A 20,616-nucleotide genomic window follows, 5' to 3' on the forward strand; every position below is an offset into this window, starting at 1 on the left:
CGACGCTAGGCGCCGGCCCGGCGTCGCAGATCAGCCCACGGGTGGGTTCAGGCCTCCGTCGGGGTGATGAGCCCGGCCTCGTAGGCGAAGACGACGGCCTGGACGCGGTCGCGCAGGTGGAGCTTGGCGAGGCAGTTCGACACGTGGGTCTTGACGGTCGCCTCCCCGAGGAAGAGGTCCTTGGCGATCTCGGCGTTGCTCCGGCCACGGGCCATGAGGACGAGGACCTCGCGCTCGCGGTCGGTGAGCCGCGCCAGCTCCGGCGGCTCCGGCCGGGCCGGGGCGTCGCGCTCGCCCGTCATCCGCTCGATGACGCGGCGGGTCACCTCGGGGGCCAGGAGCCCGTGGCCGTGGCCGATGGCGCGCACCGCCTCGACGAGCTGCTCGGGCTCGGCGTTCTTGAGCAGGAAGCCGCTCGCGCCGGCCGCGAGGGCGTCGAAGAGGTAGTCGTCGCGGTCGAAGGTCGTGAGGATGACGACCTTGCCGAGGTCCTCGGCGACGAGCCGCCGGGTGGCCTCGATCCCGTCGAGCACCGGCATCTGGACGTCCATGAGGACGACGTCGGGCCGGGTCTCGCGGGCGACGACGACGGCTTCCGCGCCGTTGGCGGCCTCCCCGACGACCTCGACGTCGTCCTCGACGCTGAGCATGAGGGCGAAGCCGGAGCGGACCATCGCGTGGTCGTCGACGAGGAGGACGCGCAGCGGTGCCGTGGGCGGCGCCGCGCCGTCGGGCGCAGCGCTCACGAGACGCTCCGCAGGCCCGGGGTGCGGGGGTCGGTGGCGGGGCGGTCGGTGGCGGGGCGCTCGGCGGCGTCGGCCCACGGGTAGCGGACCCGGACCCGGTAGCCGCCGGTGGGACGGGGACCCACCTCGACGGTGCCCCGGTGCGAGGCGGCCCGCTCGCGGATGCCCAGCTGGCCCAGGCCGCTGCCGGAGGTGCCGGGGCGCGGGCGCCCGTCGTCGACGACCTCGACCTCGGCGAAGCCGTCGGGCCCGGTCTGCAGGCGCAGGACGACGGAGACGCGGGCGGCGGTCGAGTGCTTCTCGACGTTGGTCAGCGCCTCCTGCACGGTGCGGTGGATGGAGTGGGCGAGAGCGGCCGGAAGGGTCTCGGCGGCACCGGGTTCCGACTCGACGAGGTCGAACGTCGCGTGGCGGGTCGGCGTCGTGAAGGACTCGACGAGGGCCGGGAGGTCGGCGAGGGTCGGCTGGGGGGCGCGGTCGGCCTCCGCGCGGTCGGGCCGGGTCCTCTCGACCTCGCGCAACGTCCCGAGCAGCCCTCGCATCGAGCTGACCGCCTCGCGCGACGAGCCCTCGATGCCCTCGAGCGCGCGGCCGGCGGCCTCGGGGTCGCGGCCCATGACCCGGCGGGCGGCGGCGGCCTGGATGCCGATGACCGAGACGTGGTGGGCGACGACGTCGTGCAGCTCGCGGGCGATGCGCAGCCGCTCCTCGGTGACGGCGCGCGTCCGCAGGGCATCGGCCTGCGTCGTGATCGTCTCGGCCTGCTCGGTGAGGATCGCGGTCTGCCGGGCACCGCTCCACAGGTTGCGGCCGGTGATGAGGGCGCCCCCGAAGTAGACGACGTTGATGAGGACGGTGACGAGGACCGCCGCCGGGACGGGCCCGATGACGCCGTAGCGGGTGCCGCCGTCGGTGTCGTCGAGGATCTCCTGCACCGCGGAGCCCACGGCGAACTGGAGGGCGATCCAGGTGAACATCACGACGACGATGATCCCGATGACGACGACCATCCAGCGACGGTCGCGGGCCCAGGCGACGCCCGACATGATCGCGACGAAGTAGATGACCTGGAGGGTGAACTGCCCCATGATCATCGGCATCGCGAGACCGACGACGAGCATGTGCAGGGCCGCGAGCGAGGCGACGCTCAGGGGCCAGCGGCGCCGGCCCACGAGGAGCGCGGCACCCGTCGCGACGGCGACCCACTGGACGCCCCACGGGTAGGTGACCTCCTCGAGGGCCCCGACGCTGCGGACGAGCTCGAGGGTGAACAGGCCGAAGACGGCCATGGCCGCGGCGAGGACGAGGTCGCTGCGGCCGACCGGCGGGGCGGGCCGCTCCCACGGGTCGTCGACGCCGAACCAGCGCAGGACGCGGGCTCCGGCGGTCGACACGGTGGAGGCCATGGCGTCCAGCCTAGGTTCGCGGAGGGTGCGGCGTCCTCCCCCGCGGGAGGGAAGCCGCCCTCATCCCCCCGGGTGGCCGCCCCCCTCATCCCCGCCGCGTGTGCTCAGGTGGTCGCCGGGGCAGCCACCTGAGCACACGCGACGAGGGCGTCAGCGGACGGGCTCGAGGACGTCGAGCCCGACGAAGGGGCGCAGGCCCTCGGGGACGACGACCGAGCCGTCGGTCTGCTGGTGGTTCTCGAGGATCGCGACGAGCCAGCGGGTCGTGGCGAGCGTGCCGTTGAGGGTCGCCGCGACCTCGTTGCCGTGCTCGCCCTTGAACCGGGTGCCCAGGCGGCGGGCCTGGAAGGTCGTGCAGTTCGAGGTCGAGGTCAGCTCGCGGTAGCGGCCCTGGGTGGGGACCCACGCCTCGCAGTCGTACTTGCGCGCGGCCGGGCCGCCGAGGTCGCCCGCGGCGGTGTCGATGATGCGGTAGGGCACCTCGATCATCTCGAGCATCTCCTGCTCGAGGGCGAGGAGGCGCTCGTGCTCGGCGGCGGCGTCCTCCGGGCGGCAGTAGACGAACATCTCGATCTTGTTGAACTGGTGGACCCGGATGATGCCGCGGGTGTCCTTGCCGTACGAGCCGGCCTCCCGGCGGTAGCAGGTCGACTGGCCGGCGTAGCGGATCGGGCCCTTGCTCAGGTCGATGACCTCGTCGGCGTGGTAGCCCGCGAGCGCGACCTCGGAGGTGCCGGTGAGGTAGAGGTCGTCGGCCTCGAGGCGGTAGACCTCGTCGGCGTGGTGGTCGAGGAAGCCCGCGCCCGCCATGACGTCGGCCTTGACGAGGGTCGGCGTGATGAGCGGGACGAACCCGTGCTGGATCGCCTTCTGCATCGCGGCGTGGAGCAGCCCCATCTCCAGGCGCGCGCCGACGCCCTTGAGGAAGTAGAACCGGGCGCCGGCGACCTTGGCGCCGCGCTCCATGTCGATGCCGTCGAGGCCCTCGGCGACCGCGAGGTGGTCGCGGGGCTCGAAGCCCTCGGCGGCGAAGTCGCGGGGCGTGCCGAGGGTCTCGACGACCACGTAGTCGTCCTCGCCGCCGGCCGGGACCTCGGGCTCGACGACGTTGCCGATGGTGCGGATGAGCCGGTCGAGCTCGACCTGGGCCTCGTCGGCCTGGGCCTGGGCGGCCTTGACCTGGGCCGAGAGCTCCTTGGTGCGCGCGAGGAGGGTCTGCTTCTCCTCGCCCTGGGCCCGAGCGACGTCCTTGCCCATCGACTTCTGCTCGGCGCGCAGCCGCTCGAACGAGGTGAGCGAGGCACGCCGGCGCTCGTCGGCCTCGCGGATGGCGTCGACGACGCCCTCGTCCTCACCCCGCGCCCGCTGGCTGGCACGGACGAGGTCGGGGTCGTCCCGGAGCAGCTTGATGTCGATCACCGTCGGAGTTTATCGACGGCGGATGGGCCCTCGCGCCACGGTTTCCCACCGGCCCGGCCGGTTCGAGGTGAAACCCGACCACGAGAGGGCCGCCATTCACCTCGACCCACGGGAGGTCTCGGCTGGTTCGAGGTGCTCCACTCGTGCCCGGGGCCGGCGGAACACCTCGAACCGGTGGAGGTCAGCTGGCCGCGGAGCGGCGCGGCTGCGGTCAGTCGGGGCGGCCGGTGACGACGAGTCCGGTGCCCAGGCCCACCATCATCAGGCCGCCGACGCCGCCGACCCGCTCCATCCGGCGGGGCGAGGAGGCGAACCAGTCGCGGGCCCGGCTGGCGGCCAGCGCCACGGAGCCGTCCATGACGAGCGCCAGCACGGTGAAGATCGCGCCGAGGAGGAGCAGCTGGGCCCCCACGGGCCGGGCCGGGTCGACGAACTGCGGGAGCAGCGCGGCGAAGAAGACGAGGGACTTGGGGTTGGTGACCCCGACGACGTAGCCGGCCCGCACGGCGTGCAGCGTCGGGGTGCGGTCGGGGACCCCCGCGGCGAACGCCTCGGAGAGGGCCCGGCGGCCGCGGATCGCCTGGATGCCGAGCCACACGAGGTACCCGGCCCCGACGAGCTTGAGCAAGGTGTACGCCGTCGTGCTCGCGGCGATGACCGGCCCGAGCCCGACGGCGAGCGCGCAGATCTGGGTGAGGATGCCGAACGCGTTGCCGACGACCGTGAGCAACGCCGTCCGCCGGCCCGCCGACAGCGCCCGGCCGATGGTGAACAGCACGCTCGGACCGGGGATCGCGATGATGACGACCGACGCGAGGGCGAAGGCGAGCAGGACCGAGGGGGAGGGCACGTCCTCAGTGTGCGACCCGTGGCTCCGGCGCCGCACCCCCATTCCACGCCGGCCCCCTGCCCCCTCCCGCCGCACAAGTTCGGGGTGACCCCGAACTTGTGCCCTCCACCCGTGTTCTGAACCGGGGGTGAGGGCACCCAACCCGGGTGAAGCGCGCGGTCGCGGGCCGCTCAGGCGGGCTCGGGGCTGGGCTCGTGGTCGCGCCGGAGGTCGAGGCGGCGCATCACCGGGGTCGCGAGCACCCCGTGGAGCACCACCGACAGGGCCACCGCGAACCCGACGGTCGACCAGAGCCAGCGCTCCTCCGGGAAGGTCACGTGGCCCGCCGCGTAGGCGACGTAGTAGATCGAGCCGACGCCGCGCACCCCGAAGAAGGCCACCGCGAGCCGCTCCTTCGCGTCGAGGCCGGGGACGTCGTCGGGCCCACCGTCGGACCGCGCCCCGTGCCCGACGAAGGACAGGTAACCGGCGAGCGGACGGATGACGAGGACGAGCAGCACCCCGACGAGGACGCCCCGCCAGTCGAGGTGGTCGAGCAGCCCGTTGGTGATGGCGAAGCCCAGGCCGAGGAGGACGACGAGCGTCAGCAGCGTCTCGAGCCGGTGCACGACGTCGTGCATGTGCTGGTGGTAGTCGTGGTCGCGTTCCACCGAGCGCACCGTGAGGGCGCAGGCGAAGACCGCGAGGAAGCCGTAGCCGCCGACGAGCTCGGCCGCCCCGTACGCCACGAGCAGGGCCGCGAGCGCGAGCAGGGGCTCCCCGACCTCGGCGAGACGCAGCGACCGCGCCGGCGAGCGGAAGGCGACCCGCGCCATCACCCACCCGACGACGACCCCGGCGAGCACCCCGATGACGACCTTGCCGAGGAGCTCCCAGGCCAGCCATCGCGGCAGCCACTCCACCACCGGCCCGGCCGAGGCGAGGAAGATCGCGAGGTACACGAACGGGAACGCGAGGCCGTCGTTGAGCCCCGCCTCGCTCGTGAGCGCGAAGCGGACCTCGTCCTCCTCGTCGATCTCGTCGACGTCGCCCTCGAGGGTGGGCCCGCCGACCTGGACGTCGGACGCGAGCACCGGGTCGGTCGGCGAGAGGGCCGCCCCGAGGAGCACCGCCGCCGGCAGCGCCACCCCCAGCGGACCCCACGCCAGCGCCGCGACCCCCGCGGCCGTCAGCGGCATCCCGATGACGAGCAGGCGCCACGTCGGCGACCACGAGCGCCACGAGGCGCGGTCGCGCCACTGCAGCCGCCGGTCGATGGCCAGCCCGACGCCCATGAGCGCGACGAGCACGGTGACCTCGGCGACGTGCTCGATGACGGGGCGCAGCTCCACGGGGTCGAGGGCGACGCCGTCGGTGGGCGGCGCCAGCCCGAGGAGCATCCCGGTGGCCACGAGGACGATCGGTGCCGACAGCGCCCAGCGGTGCAGGGCCTGGGGCAGGACGGCGGCGAGCAGCAGGGACCCCCCGAGCAGGAGGTACACGAGCGCGGAGCTCACGGGTGGTCGACCCCCACGTCGTGGAGGTGGTGGACGAGGTCGTGGAGGCCGTACCGGCCGAGGGTGAGGACGGTGAACTCCGAGCCGTTGGAGCGCACCCCGGGCCGGTCCCACGCGTCGGCGGGCACGTCGCGGTACGAGCCGGCCCAGCGGGCGGCGGCGACGGCGAGCTCGCGCAGCACGGTCGAGGGGTCCTGCTCGTGGTACCGCTCGGCGACCGCGGTCTCGTCCTGGTCCCAGTTGGCGAAGCGCGGCGCGTCCTCGGTGAGCATGAGGTGCAGCCGCTCGTCGAAGAGGCGGCACACGTCGCGGACGTGGCACGCGTACTCCAGCGGCGACCACGTGGTGGGCTCGGGCCGCACGGCCACGTCGGGCCGGGCGAGCACCGACTGCCACGGGTCCGTGGCCGTGGTGATGCGCCGGGCCAGCGCGCTGCCCGGGACGTCACCGACGAGGGCGCCGCAGTCCGGGCAGCCCTCGTGGAGCACCCACGTCCAGTCCTTCTCGTCGGGCGGGGGCGCCGCGGGGCCGTCGTGCGCCGGGGGCGTCGTCATCCTCGAACAGTAGACGCGCAGGTCACGGTGCGGGCGTGGGGTACCTTGCACTCTTGTGTCGAACGCGTCGTGGACCTGGGTGGGCATCGCCCTCGCCGTGGTCCTCGTCGGCGCCGGGCTCTGGCTGCTCCTGTCCTCGCGGTCGAGCGGCCGGCACGCGAGCAGCCGTCCGTCCCGTGACTCCTTCCGCAGCGGCCAGGACGACGCCCCGGCCCTGAAGCGGATGGCCGTCGTCGTCAACCCGACCAAGCTCGAGGACGACGGCTCGGCCCAGAAGGGCATCGTCGAGCGGGTGTGCGCCGAGCAGGGCTGGGACGTCCCGGTCTTCCTCGAGACCGAGGAGCACGACGTCGGCTTCGGTCAGACGCGGGCCGCGCTCGCCGAGGGCGTCGACGTCGTCTGTGCCTTCGGCGGCGACGGAACGGTCCGCGCGGTGGCCCAGGAGATGGTCGGCTCGGGGGTCCCGATCGGCCTCCTCCCCGGCGGGACCGGCAACCTCCTGGCCCGCAACCTCGAGCTGCCCACCGACGACCTGGCCCGCGCTGTCGAGGTCGCCATCACCGGCCGCAACCGGCACGTCGACGTCGGCTGGATGACGCTCGACCCGTCCGACGCCGACCTCGAGGAGCACGTCGGGGAGGGCGCCACCGAGGGACGCCGCCGCCACGCCTTCCTCGTCATGGCCGGCCTCGGCCTCGACGCGGCGATCATGAGCGAGACCTCCGAGCAGCTCAAGGCCCGGATCGGCTGGACGGCCTACGTGCCCGCCGGCCTGAAGAACCTCCTCATCGAGCGCTTCAAGGCCCGGCTCACCCTCGACGGCGGCCAGCCGATGGAGCTGCGCGCCCGCACGATCCTCGTCGGCAACTGCGGCAAGCTCACCGGCGGCATCAACCTCATGCCCGACGCCGAGCCCGATGACGGCACCCTCGACGTCGTCGTCCTCTCCCCCAAGGGGATCGCCGCCTGGGCCTCCGTCGTCGCGCGCGTCGTCACCAAGAGCGACCGGACGACCAAGACCCTCGACCGCTTCCGCTGCCAGCAGGCGAGCATCCACGTCGACCACGCCCAGCAGATCGAGCTCGACGGCGACATCGTCGGCGAGGCGCGTCACCTCGAGATCGAGGTCCAGCCGCGCGCCCTCATCGTGCGCACCGAGGCGGGTCGGCCGGCCTCCGTGCCGGCGGACGCCTGAGCCCTCAGAACTTGCGCTCGCGCCACTGCCGCTCGAACGGCAGGCGCCAGGTGGCCGGCGAGATGAGCTGGTGGATCTGGTTCGGTCCCCACGTGCCCTGCGCGTAGGGCCGCACCGGCGGCGGGTTGTCGAGCAGCGGCTGGCTGATCTCCCACAGGCGCTCGATGCCCGACGCCGACGTGAACAGGGTCCGGTCACCGCGGGCGGCGTCGTAGATGAGCCGCTCGTACGCCTCGAGGACGGCACCGGCCCACGAGGTCTCCTGCATCGAGAACTGCATCGAGAGCTTGTCGAGCCGGAACCCCGGGCCGGGACGCTTCCCGTAGAACGACAACGACATCCGCGACTTGTCGGCGAGGTCGAAGGTGAGGTGGTCGGGCCCGTTGTCGCCGACGCCCGAGCCCGCGGGGAACATCGACTGCGGGGGCTCGCGGAAGGCGATGCTGATGATGCGGGCGCCCTCGGCCATCCGCTTCCCGGTGCGCAGGTAGAAGGGCACGCCGGCCCAGCGCCAGTTGTCGACGAAGCACTTGAGGGCGACGAACGTCTCGGTCTCGGAGTCCGGCGCGACCCCCGGCTCGTCGTGGTACCCGGCGTACTGGCCGCGCACGACGTCGCTCGGCTGGATCGGCTGCATCGAGCGGAAGACCTTGTTCTTCTCGCGGCTGATGGCGGCCGGCTCGAGCGAGGTCGGCGGCTCCATCGCGGTGAACGCAAGGATCTGGAACAGGTGCGTCACGACCATGTCGCGGTACGCCCCGGTCGTCTCGTAGAAGTCGGCCCGCTGGGTCAGGCCCAGCGTCTCCGGGACGTCGATCTGGACGTGCGAGATGGAGTTCCGGTGCCAGATCGGCTCGAACAGGCCGTTCGCGAACCGGAACGCGAGGATGTTCTGTGCGGCCTCCTTCCCGAGGAAGTGGTCGATGCGGAAGATCTGGTCCTCGTCGAAGACCTCGTGGAGCTGGGCGTTGAGGGCGACCGCCGAGGCGTGGTCGGTGCCGAACGGCTTCTCCATGACGACGCGGCTGCGCTCGACGAGCCGCGCCTCGCCGATGGTGCGCACCGCGGCGAGGGCGGCCTTCGGAGGGATCGAGAGGTAGTGCAGGCGCTGGTCGACGTCACCCGGGAGGAGGACCTCGGCCCGGTCGACGGCGTCCCGCAGCGCCTGCGGCCCGGCCGACAGCGGCACGTAGTCGAGGCGCTGCGCGAACTCGCGCCAGGCGTCGTCGCCGAGCTCGCGGGTGGAGTGCTCGCGGATTGCGGTGAGGGCGAGGTCGCGGAAGGCGTCGGGGCTCAGCTCGTCGAGGGAGGTTCCCACGACGCGCATGTCGTCGACGAGTCCCGACTGGAAGAGGTGGAGCAGCCCGGGGATGAGCTTGCGCTTCGCGAGGTCACCGGTGGCCCCGAACAGGACGACGGTCGTGGGCGCGGTCATGGGCCCACCTTGGCCCTGCCCGGTGCCGCTTCGCTACCCCTCGTCCCGCCGGTGGTCCCTGTCGAACCCTGCGGCGGGGTGGGATCCGGTGTCACGGGGGCCGGGTCGGCGTCATCGACGGGGACGAGGGCGACGTCCACAGCGGGGGTGGCAAGGGGCGCGGCGGCGAGGGCGGTGCGCACCTCGTGGTGCCGCACGAGGAAGGCCTTCTCGTCGAGGCGTTTCCGGCGCATCCAGCCGGTCACCTCGTCGTTGCACTTGCTCGCGTTGCAGGCCGGGCACGCGGGCACGACGTTGTCGACGGTGTACCGCCCGCCGCGCGAGATGGGCAGCACGCAGTCCTTCTGGAGCGGTCGGTCGGTGGCGCGACAGTAGGCGCAGCCACCCCAGGCCGCGGTGAGGGCGGCCCACTGCCCGGCGCTGAGGTCGTGCTCGACGCGCGCCATCCGCCGGGAGCGCCTGCGCGCCGCCCGCGTCCTCCGACTGCCGCCCGTCACCACGGGGACAGGCTAGGCCGGGTCGGCTCACGCGTCCGGGACGTCCGGGCCGTCCGGGCCGTCCGGCTGAATGCCCGGCGCGAGGGAGCGTCGGTCGGTCAGTAGTGGGCGAGGACCTGGAAGACCGGGTGCCCGAGGATGCCGGCCACCTGATCGAGCTCGCGCTCCTCCAGCCACGGGGTGTCGCGCGTCGGGTTCCTCGCGACGACCTCGAACCGCGCGAAGCCGACGGGCCAGTCGTAGCGGTGCGAGGTCACCGGCACCACCGCCCCGCAGCACGGCACCCAGACGTCGAGCGAGCGCAGCCCCTGCGGGTTGGCCTCGGTGAGCCGCGCGACGAAGTCCGGGCCGAGCTGCCAGCCGCACACCGAGCAGGTGACGCTCGAGGTGTTCTCGCCGGCGTCGATGACGTGGACGCGCTCGTGGAACTCGGTCCCGACCTCGTCGACCGCGACGCCCTCTCCCTCGAAGAGCCCGGCGACGTACGACGCGGCCTCCTGCGCGGCCTCCGGGGCCGGCTGCCACCACGGGTCGCTGGGGATGACGCGGACGTAGGTGTCACTCACGGGACGCAAGGATGCCAAGGCCCTCGGGGGCCCCGCAGGGAAACGACGGATCCTCAGGCGAAGAGCTGGGTGCCCCAGTCGTCGTCGGCGGCGAGGCCGGGCGGACAGGCGAAGAGCGCCGAGCCGGTGTGCTCGATGTACTCGTTGAGGACGTCGGACCTCGCGAGCGCCCGCTGCATCGGGACGAACTGGCGGTGGGCGTCGCGGACGAACGCGAGGAAGAACAGGCCGGCGTCGAGGTGGCCCTGGCCGTCGCTGCCGTCGGTGAAGTTGTACCCACGGCGCAGGATCCGCACGCCGTCGAGGTTGGAGTGGTGGGCCAGCCGGACGTGGGCGTCGACCGGGATGGCGGGCCCGCCGTCGAGGCCCGTGACCGCGAAGTCGGGCTCGTCGAACTCGGCGTCGCGGCCCAGTGGCGCCCCGACCTTCTTGTCGCGCCCGATCGTCTGCTCCTGGTCGGCGAGCGGGCTGCGGTCCCAGACCTCGATGTGCATGCGGATGCGCCGGGCGACGAGGTAGGAGCCTCCCGCCATCCACGCCGCCTCGCCGCTGACGTCGGCCGGCTGGACCCACACGTGCTCGTCGAGCGCCGCGGCGTCCTCGGCCTTGATGTTCGCGGTGCCGTCCTTGAACCCGAACAGGTTGCGCGGGGTCTTCTGCGCCTGGGTCGTCGACGACGTGCGCCCGAACCCGAGCTGGCTCCAGCGGACCGAGACGATGCCGAAGCCCATCCGCACGAGGTTGCGCACGGCGTGGACGGCGACCTGCGGGTCGTCGGCGCACGCCTGGATGCAGAGGTCGCCGCCGGACTTCGACGGGTCGAGGTCGTCGCCCACGAACGCCGGCAGGTCGCGCAGCGCCTCGGGACGACGGCCGGCGAGCCCGAAGCGTCCGTCGAAGAGCGAGGGCCCGTACCCGATGGTCACGGTGAGGTGGCCGGGCTCGAGGTCGAGCGCCTCGCCGGTGTCCTCGGGCACCTTCCACTGCCCGCCACCGACGGCGCCGATGGGCGTCGCCTCGGCGCCGGCCGTCATCCGCTCGGCCGCCCGGGTCCAGCGGGTCAGCAGGTCGCGCAGCTGCGCGGGGTCATCGGTGATGACGTCGAGGGCGACGAAGTGCAGCCGGTCCTGCGCGGCGGTCGTGATCCCGGCCTGGCGCGCGCCGCGGAAGGGCACCACCCCCGGGTCGGCGGCCGAGGTCGGCGCGACCGACCCGTCGCTGGCCGCGTGGGCCGCCCAGCCGACCCCGGCGGCGACGCCTGCGGCAGCAGCCCCGGCGCCCCCGAGGAGGACCGAGCGGCGCGTCGACCGGGCCACGGGGCTCAGCCCTCCGCGACCACGCCGGCGACGGTGGAGACCGGCTGGGCGAAGGCGTCGAGCGCCTCGGTGAGCGCCTTGAGGTCGGCCGGCGTCAGCTCGGTGTAGAGGACGAAGCCGTCGCCGTCACGGTGCTCCTCGATGAGGTCGGCGAGCGCCTTGCCCCGCTCGTCGATCGCGACGACGAGGTCGGGGTCGGCCTCCTTGAGGAAGGGGCGCAGCGCCTGGATCGCGGCCTTCGATCCCTCGAAGTTGGCCTCGAAGTCCCAGAGGTCGGTGTGGCTGTACCGCTCCTCCTCGCCGGTGATCTTGCCCGTGGCCATCTCGTCGAGGAGCGCCTTGGAGCCGTTGGCCAGCTGCAGCGGGTTGAGCTGGACGGCCTTGGCCTTGGTGACGAGCTCGGTGACGTCGGCGAGGAGCTTGTCGGCGATCGTCGCGCTGTCGGACTGGAGGCCCTTCTCCCACAGGTCCTGCTCGAGGCGGTGGTAGCCGGTGAACGCCATGCCCTCCTCGACGACCTCGGCGCGGCCGTCGATCATCGGGTCGAGGTCGCCGAAGGACTCGGCGACCGGCTCGATGCGCTCCCAGTACGAGCGGGCGGTCGGGTACAGCGCCTTGGCCTGCTCGACCTTGCCGGCCTTGACGAGCCCGACGAACCTGGTGGTCTCGGCGAGGAAGGCGTCGGACTGGCTGGCGACGTAGCGCTGGTACTCCGCGGTGGCGGCGGCGAGGCGCTGGTCGTCGGACTTCGGGGCGGTGGACTCACCCGTGACCGTGAAGGCCGCCCGGATGCCGTCGCCGACCATGCCCGGCTTGCACGCCGTCTGGTAGGCCCCCGGCTCGGCGAGCTCGACGAAGAAGCTGCGGGTGAGGCCGGGGCTGATGTTCTCGACCTCGCCCATGATCCGGTCGCCCTCGGCGTAGACGTAGAACTCGTTGACCTTCGTCCCGGTGTTCGTGACGGTGAACTCGACCTTTCCCGCGGGGGCCTCGGCTCGCGAGACGGCGCACTCGGTGTCGGTGGCTCCCACCGTGATGGGCCCCTTGCCACCCGCCGTGGAGGCCGCCTCCTTGGCGGTGCAGCCACCGAGGACGAGGGCCACGGGAAGGGCGAGGGCCGCGGTGAGCGCGAGCGGTCGGGGGTTCACAGTCGTTCTCCTGGAGGGACGTTCAGGCCGCGGTGGGGCGGGCCGGGGCAGTGGTCGCACCGGACGACGCGGCCGGGAAGGAGGCGGGGCGTGCCGGGCGGAGGAAGAGGAACAGGACGATCCCGACGTAGAGGACCCAGGCGACCGCCTGCAGCACCGTGGTCTGCGGGGTGAAGTTGAGGGTGCCCTTGAGGAGCGCGGCGTACCAGGACCCGGGGTCGACGACGCCGGAGACGTCGAAGGCGAGGGTGCTCAGGCCCGGGAGGAAGCGAGCCTCCTGGAGGTCGTGGATGCCGTACGACAGGATCCCGCCGGCGACGAGGACGAGCCCGACCCCGGTCCAGCGGAAGAACGTCGAGAGGTTGATCTTCAGGACGCCGCGGTACATGAGGTAGCCGAGGACGACCGCGCCGACGAGGCCGACGAGCCAGCCGAGGAGGGGCACGTTGTTGCCCGCACCGGCCGCCTGCGCGGTGGCGTAGAAGAAGATCGCGGTCTCGAGCCCTTCGCGGCCCACCCCGAGGAAGCCGACGAGCGCGATGGCCAGGGGGCCGAGGTCGAGCGCGCGGTCGAGGCGGCCCTTGAGCTCGCCCGAGATCGTGCGCGCGGCGCCCTTCATCCAGAAGACCATCGCGGTGACGAAGCCGACCGCGATGATGCTCGCCGAGCCGCCGATGAGCTCCTGGGCCTCGAAGGTCAGCTGGCGCGTCCCGTAGGTCAGCACCGCCCCGAGGACGACCGAGAGGGTCACGGCCGTGGCGACGCCCAGCCACACGTAGCGGTTCGCCCACGAGCGCCCGGTCTTGGTCAGGAACGCGAGGAGGATGACGACCACGAGGGCGGCCTCGAGGCCCTCGCGCAACCCGATGAGGGCGTTGCTGGCGAACATCCGTGCTCCCGTCGGGTCGGTGTCTTAGGTGAACCTCACTGAGGTAACCCTAAGTCCGCGCGCCCGTCAAATCCCTCGACCCCGGCGTGGGCGTCACCACACAGCAGGGCCACACGCGGCGCACAGGCGCCCGGCGAATGTCACCGGACCTCCGCCGTGTCACCCGATATCGGGGGCCATTCGCGAGGGTCGGTGACATTCGCCTCGGCGGACCACCTCCGCGGGGCTGCCTCCGAGGAGCTGCCTCTGTGGGCCGGCCTCCGCCGGCGGCCTCAGCGGCCGGGTGTCGCGAGGCGGATCTCGTCGTCGGTCGGCTCGCGCTCCTCGCGCGCCTCCGGCGGCAGCTGCCCGACGATGGCGTCCATGATCCGGCGCGTGTCGGCGGCGGCGGAGCGCGGACCGAGGACGAGCCCCTCCACCGGCGGACCGACCCGAACGCGCACCGTCGGCGGATCGGTGAGGTTGAGGACGCGCGGCACCGGCGAGGACCGCGGCCACACGTGCTCCGAGCCCCACACCCCGAACGGGATGACGGGAGCACCGGTCAGCGCCGCCAGGCGGGCGGCCCCCGAGCGCCCCTTGAGCACCGGGTCGTAGAAGGCCCGGCCGCGCGGGATGGTGCCCTGCGGCAGGAGGCAGACGATCTCCCCGCCCTCGAGCGCCAGGACCGCCTGCTCGAAGGACTCGGTGCCGCCCTTGGCCCGGTCGACGGGGATGCCCCCGAGCGCGGTCGCAAGGGCGCCGACGACCGGGACGTCGAAGAGCTCCTGCTTGGCCATGACCCGCCCCGTGCGTCGGGTGGGCCGCATCATCTGGATCATCGCCGGGATGTCGAAGTACGAGCGGTGGTTGCCGACGAGGATGGCCGGCCCGGTGCGCGGGATGTTCTCGGTCCCGGCGACGTCGAAGCGGGCGTACGGGTAGGCGAACGGCGGCATCGCGAGGAAGAGCAGCCGCTGGAGCTCGACACCGATGACCGGCACCTTGAGCACCCCCGGGGAGACGTCGAAGTGGACGATGGGCCACCCGCGGGCCACGGCGTAGACCGAGAGCCGCGGGTCGGGGTTGACCGCCGCCGGGTGGCCGACGGCGGTGAGGAGCGGCAGGTCGTAGATGGAGTCGGAGTACGCGTAGGAGTCGTCGAGGTCGATGTCGTTCTCGTCGGCCCACTCGCGCACGGCGGCGAGCTTCCCGCGCGACCACACGAACCGGCCTGCGAGAGAACCGTCGAAGCGCCCGTCCTCGGTGAGGTTGTAGCGCGTCGCGATGACGTGGTCGATCCCGATCCGCTCGGCGAGGGGGCGGATCAGGTGGAACGGGGTCGTCGTGGCCAGGACCACCGGCCGGCCCGCGGCCTGGTGCTGCTCGATGAGGGAGAGCGCGAACGGGTGGATGACCGACGCGATCGCCTCGGCCGCCTGCAGGGCCGCGGCGTCGAAGCTCGTGCCGTCACGACCGCGGGCGACGAGGGTCGCGTTGCGCGCGAGGAGGATCGAGGGGATGTTCTCGCCGAGGGCGTCGAACAGCCCGTAGAGGAACCGCTCGCCGGGCAGCTTGCGGGTGACGACCCCGAGGTCGTACATCGCCCGCGAGAGCAGCGGCCCCGTCCCGCCCTGGAGCAGCGTCCGGTCGAGGTCGAAGATCGCGGCGCCGCCCATGGACGCAGGCTACCGGCGCGGGCGCGCCCCTACGCTGGGGCCCATGCCGCGCGCGCAGCTCACCGCCTACGTCCTCGGCGGGGGTGGTGTGCTCGGGTCGACCCAGGTCGGCATGCTCGCGGCCCTCGCCGAGTCCGGGATCCGCCCCGACCTCGTCCTCGGGACGAGCATCGGCGCGCTCAACGGCGCCTTCGTCGCGGCCGACCCCGGCGAGGAGGGAGCGGCCCGCCTCGCCGAGGTGTGGGAGGCCGTGCTGCGCGACGGCGTCTTCCTCGAGAACCCGGTGCGCCAGGCGGCGCGCGTCGCCCGCTACCGCACCCACCTGCTGTCCAACGCCCCGCTGCGCCACGTCATCGAGCGCTACCTGCCGGTGACGACGTTCGAGGAGCTGGCCGTGCCGTTCCAGTGCGTCGCGGCCTGCATCGAGGACGCCGGCGCCCAGTGGTTCTCCGCGGGCGAGGTCACCGAGCCCGTCGTCGCGTCCTGCTCGGTGCCGGGGCTGTTCCCCCCGGTCGTCATCGAGGGACGCCACTACCTCGACGGCGGGCTCGTCCACTCCATCCCGGTCGGGCGCGCCCTGGCCCTCGGGGCCACCCGGATCTTCGTGCTCCAGGTGGGCCGGGTCGAGCAGCCGCTGACCCCGCCGACCCGGCCGTGGGAGGTCGGCACCGTCGCCTTCGAGATCGCCCGGCGGCACCGCTTCGTCCACGAGATGGAGACCGTCCCCGACGACGTCGAGCTCCACGTCCTGCCGAGCGGGACGAGCGACGCCCCGAACATCTCCATCACCCGCGCCCGCGCCCGCCGGATGCGCGAGAGGGTGGAGCAGGCGCACACCGCGTCGGTCGAGTACCTCGAGGGAGTGGTCTGACATGGGCGCCCGGAGCATCCCGCCGCCGCCGGCGTTCGCGCGCAGGGCCATGCACGTCGTGTGGCCGCTGCTGGCCGTCGTCATCACCGGCCTGCTCGCCCCGGTCGTCGTCGTCGGGGCCTTCCTCGTCGCCGTCGAGCGCCGCGGCCGGGTCTTCCGGGCGGCGTGCGCGGCCGTCACGCTCCTCTGGGTCGACATCCGGATGCTCGTCGGGTGCTGGACCCTCGCGTCGCGGCACCCCGACACCTCGTCCGCGGCGTGGCGCGACTCCCACGAGCGGCTGCTCGTCAGCTTCCTCGACTCGCTGATGTTCTACGCCCGGCGCTGGCTCGGGTTCGAGGTGCGCCTCACCGACCGGATGCACTTCGGCGCGCACGGGCGGCCGCTGATCGCCCTCGCCCGGCACGCGGGGCCGTTCAACTCCCTGGCCGTCGCGTGGCTGCTGGCGCGCACCGCCGGCCGGCTCCCGCGCATCGTCCTCGCCGAGTCGCTGCGCTGGGACCCGGGACTCGACACGATCCTCACCCGGCTCGACTCCTTCTTCGTCCCCTCGACCTCCGGGGCCGGCGACGACCGGCTCGCCGGCGTCCGGCGGATGGCGACGAGCCTCGACGAGGACGACGTCCTCCTCATCTTCCCCGAGGGCCAGAACTGGTCGCCGACGCGGCGGCAGCGGATCATCGAGCGGCTGCGCCAGCGCGGCGAGGAGGCCCGGGCGCGCCGGGCCGAGGAGCTGACCCACGTGCTGCCCCCGATGACGCGCGGTGCGTGGGCGGCGCGTTCGTCGCGCCCCGAGGCCGACGTCATGGTCATCGCGCACGCGGGCCTCGGCCGGCTGACGAGCCCGCGGCTCGTCTGGGCCGCGCTGCCCTTCACCCACCGGCCCTTCCTCGTCAAGACGTGGACGTACGCCGCGGCCGAAGTGCCCGACGAGGAGGGGGCCTTCGGGGCCTGGCTCGACGCCCGCTGGGGCGAGGTCGACGCGTGGGTCGACGCCAACGCCGGCCCGTGGCCCGACGGACACGAGCCGGAGGACGAGCACACCGAGGGGGCCGCGCGGGGAACCACGACGGCCGCCGACGCATCGAACGACATGAGCACCTGACGCACCACGGCACGACCTGAGTCCTGACGCCCGACAACACCTCCAACCCCACCCGACCGACAGGGGACCCCCGATGGCCCGGACGACGACCCGGATGACGACGGCCCTCGCGATCGGCGGCGTCCTCGCGGCGGTCGCCGTCGGGGTCGTCGCGGCGACGACGATCTGGGACCCGGGAGCCGACGACACGGCCAACGGCTCGGTCCCGGTGGAGCGGCTCTCCGCGCTCGACGGCTCGTGGCGCGCGGTGAACTCCGTCGGGTCGCCGAAGGAGGTCGTCGGCGAGGTCCGGCTGCGCTTCGAGGACGGGCGGGTCGTCGTCGAGACGGGCTGCAACGCCGGCCGCGGCACCGTCGAGGTCGACGACTCGCACCTCGTCGCCGGCCCGATGATGTCGACGCGGATGGGGTGCGAGGCCCCACTCATGGAGCAGGAGGCGTGGCTGTTCGCGATGATGCAGGCGCGGCCGAAGGTCGAGCTCTCCGGGCCCTATCTCTACGTCAGCTGGACCGACACCGCGGGCGAGGACCGCTGGCTCGGCCTCGAGCAGGAGAGCGCGACCCCGACGCCGTGAGCCGGTCCGCGCCGTCGGCCGTCAGGCGCGGCCGGTGCGGATCGCCTCGAGCCAGGAGCGCGCCGCGGTGAAGTCGGCGTCGGCCGTGAGCGGCGCGATGCTGGCCCGCTGCCGGTCGGCGCGCGGGTAGGACCCGAGGAAGCGGACCTCGGCGCAGATCCGCCGCAGGCCCATGAGGGCCTCGCCGATCCGCTCGTCGAGCACGTGGCCCTCGAGGTCGATGGAGAAGCAGTAGGCGCCCATCGAGGCCTTGGTCGGGCGGGACTCGAGGCGCGTCATGTTGATGCCGCGCGCGGCGAACTGCTCGAGGAGCTGGAGCAGGCCACCGGCGTGGTCGTCGCGCTGGAAGAGCACGACCGTCGTCTTGTCGGCGCCGGTGCGCTCGGGCAGGTCGCCGGGCCGGGCGACGAGGACGAAGCGGGTGACGGCCGCGGCCATGTCGCCGATGTCGTCGGCGAGGACCTCGAGGCCGTGCAGGCGGGCCGCGGCCGGGGCGCACACGGCGGCGTCGTACGGCTGCGGACCGGCCTCGAGCCCTTCGGCGGCGGCCGCCGTCGACAGCGCCGGGACGTAGGTCGCCGCGGGGAGGTGGCTCGCCATCCAGCCGCGGACCTGCGCCCACGCGTGCGAGTGGGTGCCGACCGCCCGGACGTCGTCGAGGCCGACCCCCGGGCGCGCCGCGAGGACGAAGGTGATGGGGACGAGGACCTCGCCGGTGACGACGAGGGGCTCGCCGCTCGCGAGGGCGTCGAGCGTCGCCGACACCCCGCCCTCGACCGAGTTCTCGATGGGGACCATGGCCCCGTCGATCGTCCCGGCGCGCAGGGCCGCGAGCGCGCCGTCGACCGACCCGAACGCCTCGCGCTGCACGCCCTCGGCCGAGGCGGGACCCCAGGCGTCGAGCGCCATCGAGGTGAACGTCCCCTCGGGGCCGAGGAAGCCGAAGCGGGTCACGGGGTCTCCTTGCCGTTGCGCGCCGCCGCGAGGGCCTGCTGCTCCTCGGGCGTCAGGGTGGCGTCGGAGGCTCCGCCGACGACGCCCTTGGCGTAGGTGCGCGACTCTCCGCGCGCGTGGATCGAGCTGATGACGACGCCGTCGCCGGAGTCGTCGACGATGGCCGTGCTGAAGCTGAGCCGCCCGCCCATGTCGCCGAACGCGTCGTACCGCACGACGGCGACGTGGCGCAGGGCCTGGCCGAGGTCGGCCCGCAGCGCGGCCAGGTCGGCGTCACCGGCGGGGCGGTGGGCCTCGAGGGCCGCGACCCGGCGCCGGAGGTCGGCGGTGCGGCGGAGCAGGACGAGCACGCCCCGGACCACCACGACCACGAGGACGAGCGGCACCGCGAGGAGCAGCGCCTCCCATCCGTTGATCCCGAGCATGCGCCTCAGGCTAGGCGGTCGCGCCCGTCGGGCGCCCCTGCGTTCCACCCTCGCGCCGTGCCCCGCCGTACCTGTCGTGACCTATTGGTCGATCTGGGTACGGTCGTCGACGCTGGGACGAGTTCGCCCCATCGGTCGATCGTGTCCCGCGGGTTGGTCGATCGTGTCCCACGGGCGACGGCCGGCGTGGGAGGGCGTCGCCCTGTTGGTCGATTCCGTCCCACCGTCGGCCGTACCGGGGCGCGGGCGGGCGACCCACCACAGCAGGTAGAGGGCGAGCAGGCCCCCCGCGACGTCGGCGTTCTGGAGGACGCGGCCCGGCCACTGCGGCCAGTCGCGGTGGGCCAGCCAGTCGATCCCCCACCACGGCAGGCGGCAGACGAAGAACACGGTGAGGCCGGCGCCGGCCCACAGCCGCCAGCGCTCGCGCAGCGGGTCGGCCCCGAGGACGGCGAGGACGACGACGACGACCCAGTGGTAGTGGTGGACCCACGCGACCGGGGACAGCAGGCAGGCCATGAGGCCGACGACCGCGACCTCGCCGATGCTGTCGCCCTCGAGGTACCGGCGCCGCGCGAGCCAGAAGCCGAACCCGCCGACGAGCGCGACGAGGACGAGCCAGATCGCGGTCCCGGCGAACCCCTCGGGACCCAGCCGCAGGAGGAAGCCGCGGATCGACTGGTTGGCCGTGCCCGCGTTGGGGCCGAGCCGGGCCGGGTCCTGCAGCGCACCGCCCCAGAAGGCGAAGGACGCCTGCGGCAGCAGGACCCACGAACCGAGCGTGACCCCGACCGCCGTGCCGACCGCGGTCGCGGCCTCCTTCCAGCGCCTCGTCACGAGGAAGTGGATGACGAAGACGCCGGGCGTCAGCTTGACGGCCATCGCCAGCCCGACGAGGACGCCGCGGGGCACCCATCGCACGAGGCCGGGCCGCGGCTCGCGCACGTCCATGAGGCAGAGCAGGACGATGAAGGCGTTGACCTGGCCGAACCGGATGCCGTCTCCGACGGGGTGCAGCCACAGCATCGGCGCGGTGAGGGCGGCCAGGGCCAGCGGGACCCAGGGGCCCGTCCGGTGGATGAGCCGGTACCCGGCGTACCAGGTGATCGCGGTCGTCGCGGCGACCTGCGCGGCGGTCCACAACCACCCGATGACCCCGAACGGCAGGAAGGCCAGCGGGATCGAGATGATCGCCGCGAACGGCGGGTAGGTGAAGGGCAGCAGCTGGGGTGGCTCGGTGAGGGTGGAGTACACCGGGCGCCCGTAGAGGATCGAGACCCCGGCGTCGCGGTAGACCTGCACGTCGATCTGCCACTGGTCGAGCGGCCAGAACACGAGGTAGCGCAGGACGACCGGCAGCGACGCCAGCGCGATGAGCACGACCGCGAGGGCCCAGCGCAGCCGGCGCGCGGCGGGGGTCGTGGGGGTGCTCACGCGGACATTCTCCCGGTCGGCCGCCCCGACACCGCACCGGGCGGACCCGCGGGTCCGGGACCGGTGCACCCGGGCCGG

At 73.5% G+C, this 20,616-nt stretch carries 20 protein-coding genes; 4 read left to right on the forward strand and 16 right to left on the reverse strand.

Annotated elements, in window-relative coordinates; genetic code table 11:
• Positions 1-47: 47 nt before the first annotated feature.
• The 6 genes from ACFWN3_RS09640 to ACFWN3_RS09665 all read right to left on the reverse strand — a co-directional run bounded on the left by ACFWN3_RS09640 (position 48) and on the right by ACFWN3_RS09665 (position 6,471).
• Positions 48-746 carry a response regulator gene (locus ACFWN3_RS09640; protein WP_377639003.1) on the reverse strand — a complete coding sequence of 233 codons (699 nt, stop codon included), beginning with the start codon at positions 744-746 and terminating at the stop codon, positions 48-50.
• The gene (locus ACFWN3_RS09645; protein WP_377639005.1) at positions 743-2,152 is read right to left on the reverse strand and encodes a sensor histidine kinase; all 1,410 of its coding nucleotides are present in this window, start codon (positions 2,150-2,152) and stop codon (positions 743-745) included. The genes ACFWN3_RS09640 and ACFWN3_RS09645 overlap by 4 nt, the downstream gene beginning before the upstream one ends.
• Positions 2,153-2,302: 150 nt before the next feature.
• A complete protein-coding gene (gene serS, locus ACFWN3_RS09650) occupies positions 2,303-3,571 on the reverse strand; it encodes a serine--tRNA ligase (RefSeq protein ID WP_377639007.1) in 1,269 nt (422 codons plus the stop codon).
• A 211-nt stretch (positions 3,572-3,782) separates the two neighbouring features.
• Positions 3,783-4,421: a LysE family translocator gene (locus tag ACFWN3_RS09655; protein ID WP_377639008.1), complete on the reverse strand. Its 639-nt coding sequence runs from the start codon at positions 4,419-4,421 to the stop codon at positions 3,783-3,785.
• 170 nt (positions 4,422-4,591) lie between these two features.
• The gene (locus ACFWN3_RS09660) at positions 4,592-5,917 is read right to left on the reverse strand and encodes a cation:proton antiporter (RefSeq protein WP_377639010.1); all 1,326 of its coding nucleotides are present in this window, start codon (positions 5,915-5,917) and stop codon (positions 4,592-4,594) included.
• Positions 5,914-6,471 (reverse strand): DinB family protein, encoded by a 558-nt coding sequence (locus ACFWN3_RS09665; protein ID WP_377639011.1) that lies wholly within the window; start codon positions 6,469-6,471, stop codon positions 5,914-5,916. Before ACFWN3_RS09665 ends, ACFWN3_RS09660 begins: the two co-directional genes overlap by 4 nt.
• A 55-nt stretch (positions 6,472-6,526) precedes the next feature.
• Between ACFWN3_RS09665 and ACFWN3_RS09670 the strand changes: the two genes are divergently transcribed.
• Entirely contained in the window at positions 6,527-7,666 is a 1,140-nt protein-coding gene (locus ACFWN3_RS09670; protein ID WP_377639013.1) for a diacylglycerol/lipid kinase family protein, read from the forward strand.
• A gap of 4 nt (positions 7,667-7,670) precedes the next feature.
• Here the strand turns inward: ACFWN3_RS09670 and zwf are convergent, their stop codons facing one another.
• From zwf to ACFWN3_RS09705, 7 genes are all read right to left on the reverse strand, one after another.
• Positions 7,671-9,101, reverse strand: coding sequence for a glucose-6-phosphate dehydrogenase (gene zwf / locus ACFWN3_RS09675; RefSeq protein ID WP_377639015.1), 1,431 nt, complete (start codon positions 9,099-9,101; stop codon positions 7,671-7,673).
• Positions 9,098-9,547 carry an HNH endonuclease gene (locus ACFWN3_RS09680; RefSeq protein WP_377639017.1) on the reverse strand — a complete coding sequence of 150 codons (450 nt, stop codon included), beginning with the start codon at positions 9,545-9,547 and terminating at the stop codon, positions 9,098-9,100. The genes zwf and ACFWN3_RS09680 overlap by 4 nt, the downstream gene beginning before the upstream one ends.
• Positions 9,548-9,696: 149 nt before the next feature.
• Entirely contained in the window at positions 9,697-10,164 is a 468-nt protein-coding gene (locus tag ACFWN3_RS09685) for a hypothetical protein (RefSeq protein ID WP_377639019.1), read from the reverse strand.
• Between the two features lie 53 nt (positions 10,165-10,217).
• On the reverse strand, positions 10,218-11,480 hold the full coding sequence (efeB, locus tag ACFWN3_RS09690) for an iron uptake transporter deferrochelatase/peroxidase subunit (RefSeq protein WP_377639021.1): 1,263 nt from the start codon (positions 11,478-11,480) through the stop codon (positions 10,218-10,220).
• A gap of 5 nt (positions 11,481-11,485) precedes the next feature.
• Positions 11,486-12,628, reverse strand: a complete 1,143-nt coding sequence (gene efeO, locus ACFWN3_RS09695; RefSeq protein WP_377639023.1) for an iron uptake system protein EfeO — start codon at positions 12,626-12,628, stop codon at positions 11,486-11,488.
• A gap of 22 nt (positions 12,629-12,650) precedes the next feature.
• Positions 12,651-13,517 (reverse strand): iron uptake transporter permease EfeU, encoded by an 867-nt coding sequence (efeU, locus tag ACFWN3_RS09700; RefSeq protein WP_377639025.1) that lies wholly within the window; start codon positions 13,515-13,517, stop codon positions 12,651-12,653.
• A 272-nt stretch (positions 13,518-13,789) separates the two neighbouring features.
• On the reverse strand, positions 13,790-15,175 hold the full coding sequence (locus ACFWN3_RS09705) for an HAD-IB family hydrolase (RefSeq protein ID WP_377639027.1): 1,386 nt from the start codon (positions 15,173-15,175) through the stop codon (positions 13,790-13,792).
• A gap of 43 nt (positions 15,176-15,218) precedes the next feature.
• Between ACFWN3_RS09705 and ACFWN3_RS09710 the strand changes: the two genes are divergently transcribed.
• The 3 genes from ACFWN3_RS09710 to ACFWN3_RS09720 all read left to right on the forward strand — a co-directional run bounded on the left by ACFWN3_RS09710 (position 15,219) and on the right by ACFWN3_RS09720 (position 17,725).
• On the forward strand, positions 15,219-16,046 hold the full coding sequence (locus tag ACFWN3_RS09710) for a patatin-like phospholipase family protein (RefSeq protein WP_377639028.1): 828 nt from the start codon (positions 15,219-15,221) through the stop codon (positions 16,044-16,046).
• 1 nt (position 16,047) lies between these two features.
• Positions 16,048-17,151, forward strand: a complete 1,104-nt coding sequence (locus ACFWN3_RS09715) for a 1-acyl-sn-glycerol-3-phosphate acyltransferase (RefSeq protein WP_377639030.1) — start codon at positions 16,048-16,050, stop codon at positions 17,149-17,151.
• A gap of 73 nt (positions 17,152-17,224) precedes the next feature.
• Positions 17,225-17,725, forward strand: a complete 501-nt coding sequence (locus tag ACFWN3_RS09720) for an META domain-containing protein (RefSeq protein WP_377639032.1) — start codon at positions 17,225-17,227, stop codon at positions 17,723-17,725.
• Positions 17,726-17,746: 21 nt separating this feature from the next.
• Here ACFWN3_RS09720 and pheA read toward each other — a convergent pair whose 3' ends face one another.
• The 3 genes from pheA to ACFWN3_RS09735 form a co-directional block, all read right to left on the reverse strand.
• Positions 17,747-18,679 (reverse strand): prephenate dehydratase, encoded by a 933-nt coding sequence (pheA, locus tag ACFWN3_RS09725; protein ID WP_377639034.1) that lies wholly within the window; start codon positions 18,677-18,679, stop codon positions 17,747-17,749.
• Positions 18,676-19,104 (reverse strand): DUF4446 family protein, encoded by a 429-nt coding sequence (locus ACFWN3_RS09730; RefSeq protein ID WP_377639036.1) that lies wholly within the window; start codon positions 19,102-19,104, stop codon positions 18,676-18,678. The genes pheA and ACFWN3_RS09730 overlap by 4 nt, the downstream gene beginning before the upstream one ends.
• A gap of 81 nt (positions 19,105-19,185) precedes the next feature.
• On the reverse strand, positions 19,186-20,538 hold the full coding sequence (locus ACFWN3_RS09735; protein WP_377639038.1) for a glycosyltransferase 87 family protein: 1,353 nt from the start codon (positions 20,536-20,538) through the stop codon (positions 19,186-19,188).
• Positions 20,539-20,616: the final 78 nt, after the last annotated feature.

Source organism: Oryzobacter terrae (genome assembly GCF_042756445.1).
GTDB lineage: Bacteria > Actinomycetota > Actinomycetes > Actinomycetales > Dermatophilaceae > Oryzobacter > Oryzobacter terrae.

What these genes read in the sequence shown, in the direction of transcription:
- ACFWN3_RS09710 (WP_377639028.1), top strand. Translation starts at nt 15,219, where the DNA reads ATGCCGCGCGCGCAGCTCACCGCCTACGTCCTCGGCGGGGGTGGTGTG.
- ACFWN3_RS09730 (WP_377639036.1), bottom strand. Translation starts at nt 19,104, where the DNA reads ATGCTCGGGATCAACGGATGGGAGGCGCTGCTCCTCGCGGTGCCGCTC.
- ACFWN3_RS09705 (WP_377639027.1), bottom strand. Translation starts at nt 15,175, where the DNA reads ATGGGCGGCGCCGCGATCTTCGACCTCGACCGGACGCTGCTCCAGGGC.
- ACFWN3_RS09720 (WP_377639032.1), top strand. Translation starts at nt 17,225, where the DNA reads ATGGCCCGGACGACGACCCGGATGACGACGGCCCTCGCGATCGGCGGC.
- ACFWN3_RS09715 (WP_377639030.1), top strand. Translation starts at nt 16,048, where the DNA reads ATGGGCGCCCGGAGCATCCCGCCGCCGCCGGCGTTCGCGCGCAGGGCC.
- ACFWN3_RS09645 (WP_377639005.1), bottom strand. Translation starts at nt 2,152, where the DNA reads ATGGCCTCCACCGTGTCGACCGCCGGAGCCCGCGTCCTGCGCTGGTTC.
- zwf (WP_377639015.1), bottom strand. Translation starts at nt 9,101, where the DNA reads ATGACCGCGCCCACGACCGTCGTCCTGTTCGGGGCCACCGGTGACCTC.
- ACFWN3_RS09665 (WP_377639011.1), bottom strand. Translation starts at nt 6,471, where the DNA reads ATGACGACGCCCCCGGCGCACGACGGCCCCGCGGCGCCCCCGCCCGAC.
- efeU (WP_377639025.1), bottom strand. Translation starts at nt 13,517, where the DNA reads ATGTTCGCCAGCAACGCCCTCATCGGGTTGCGCGAGGGCCTCGAGGCC.
- ACFWN3_RS09680 (WP_377639017.1), bottom strand. Translation starts at nt 9,547, where the DNA reads ATGGCGCGCGTCGAGCACGACCTCAGCGCCGGGCAGTGGGCCGCCCTC.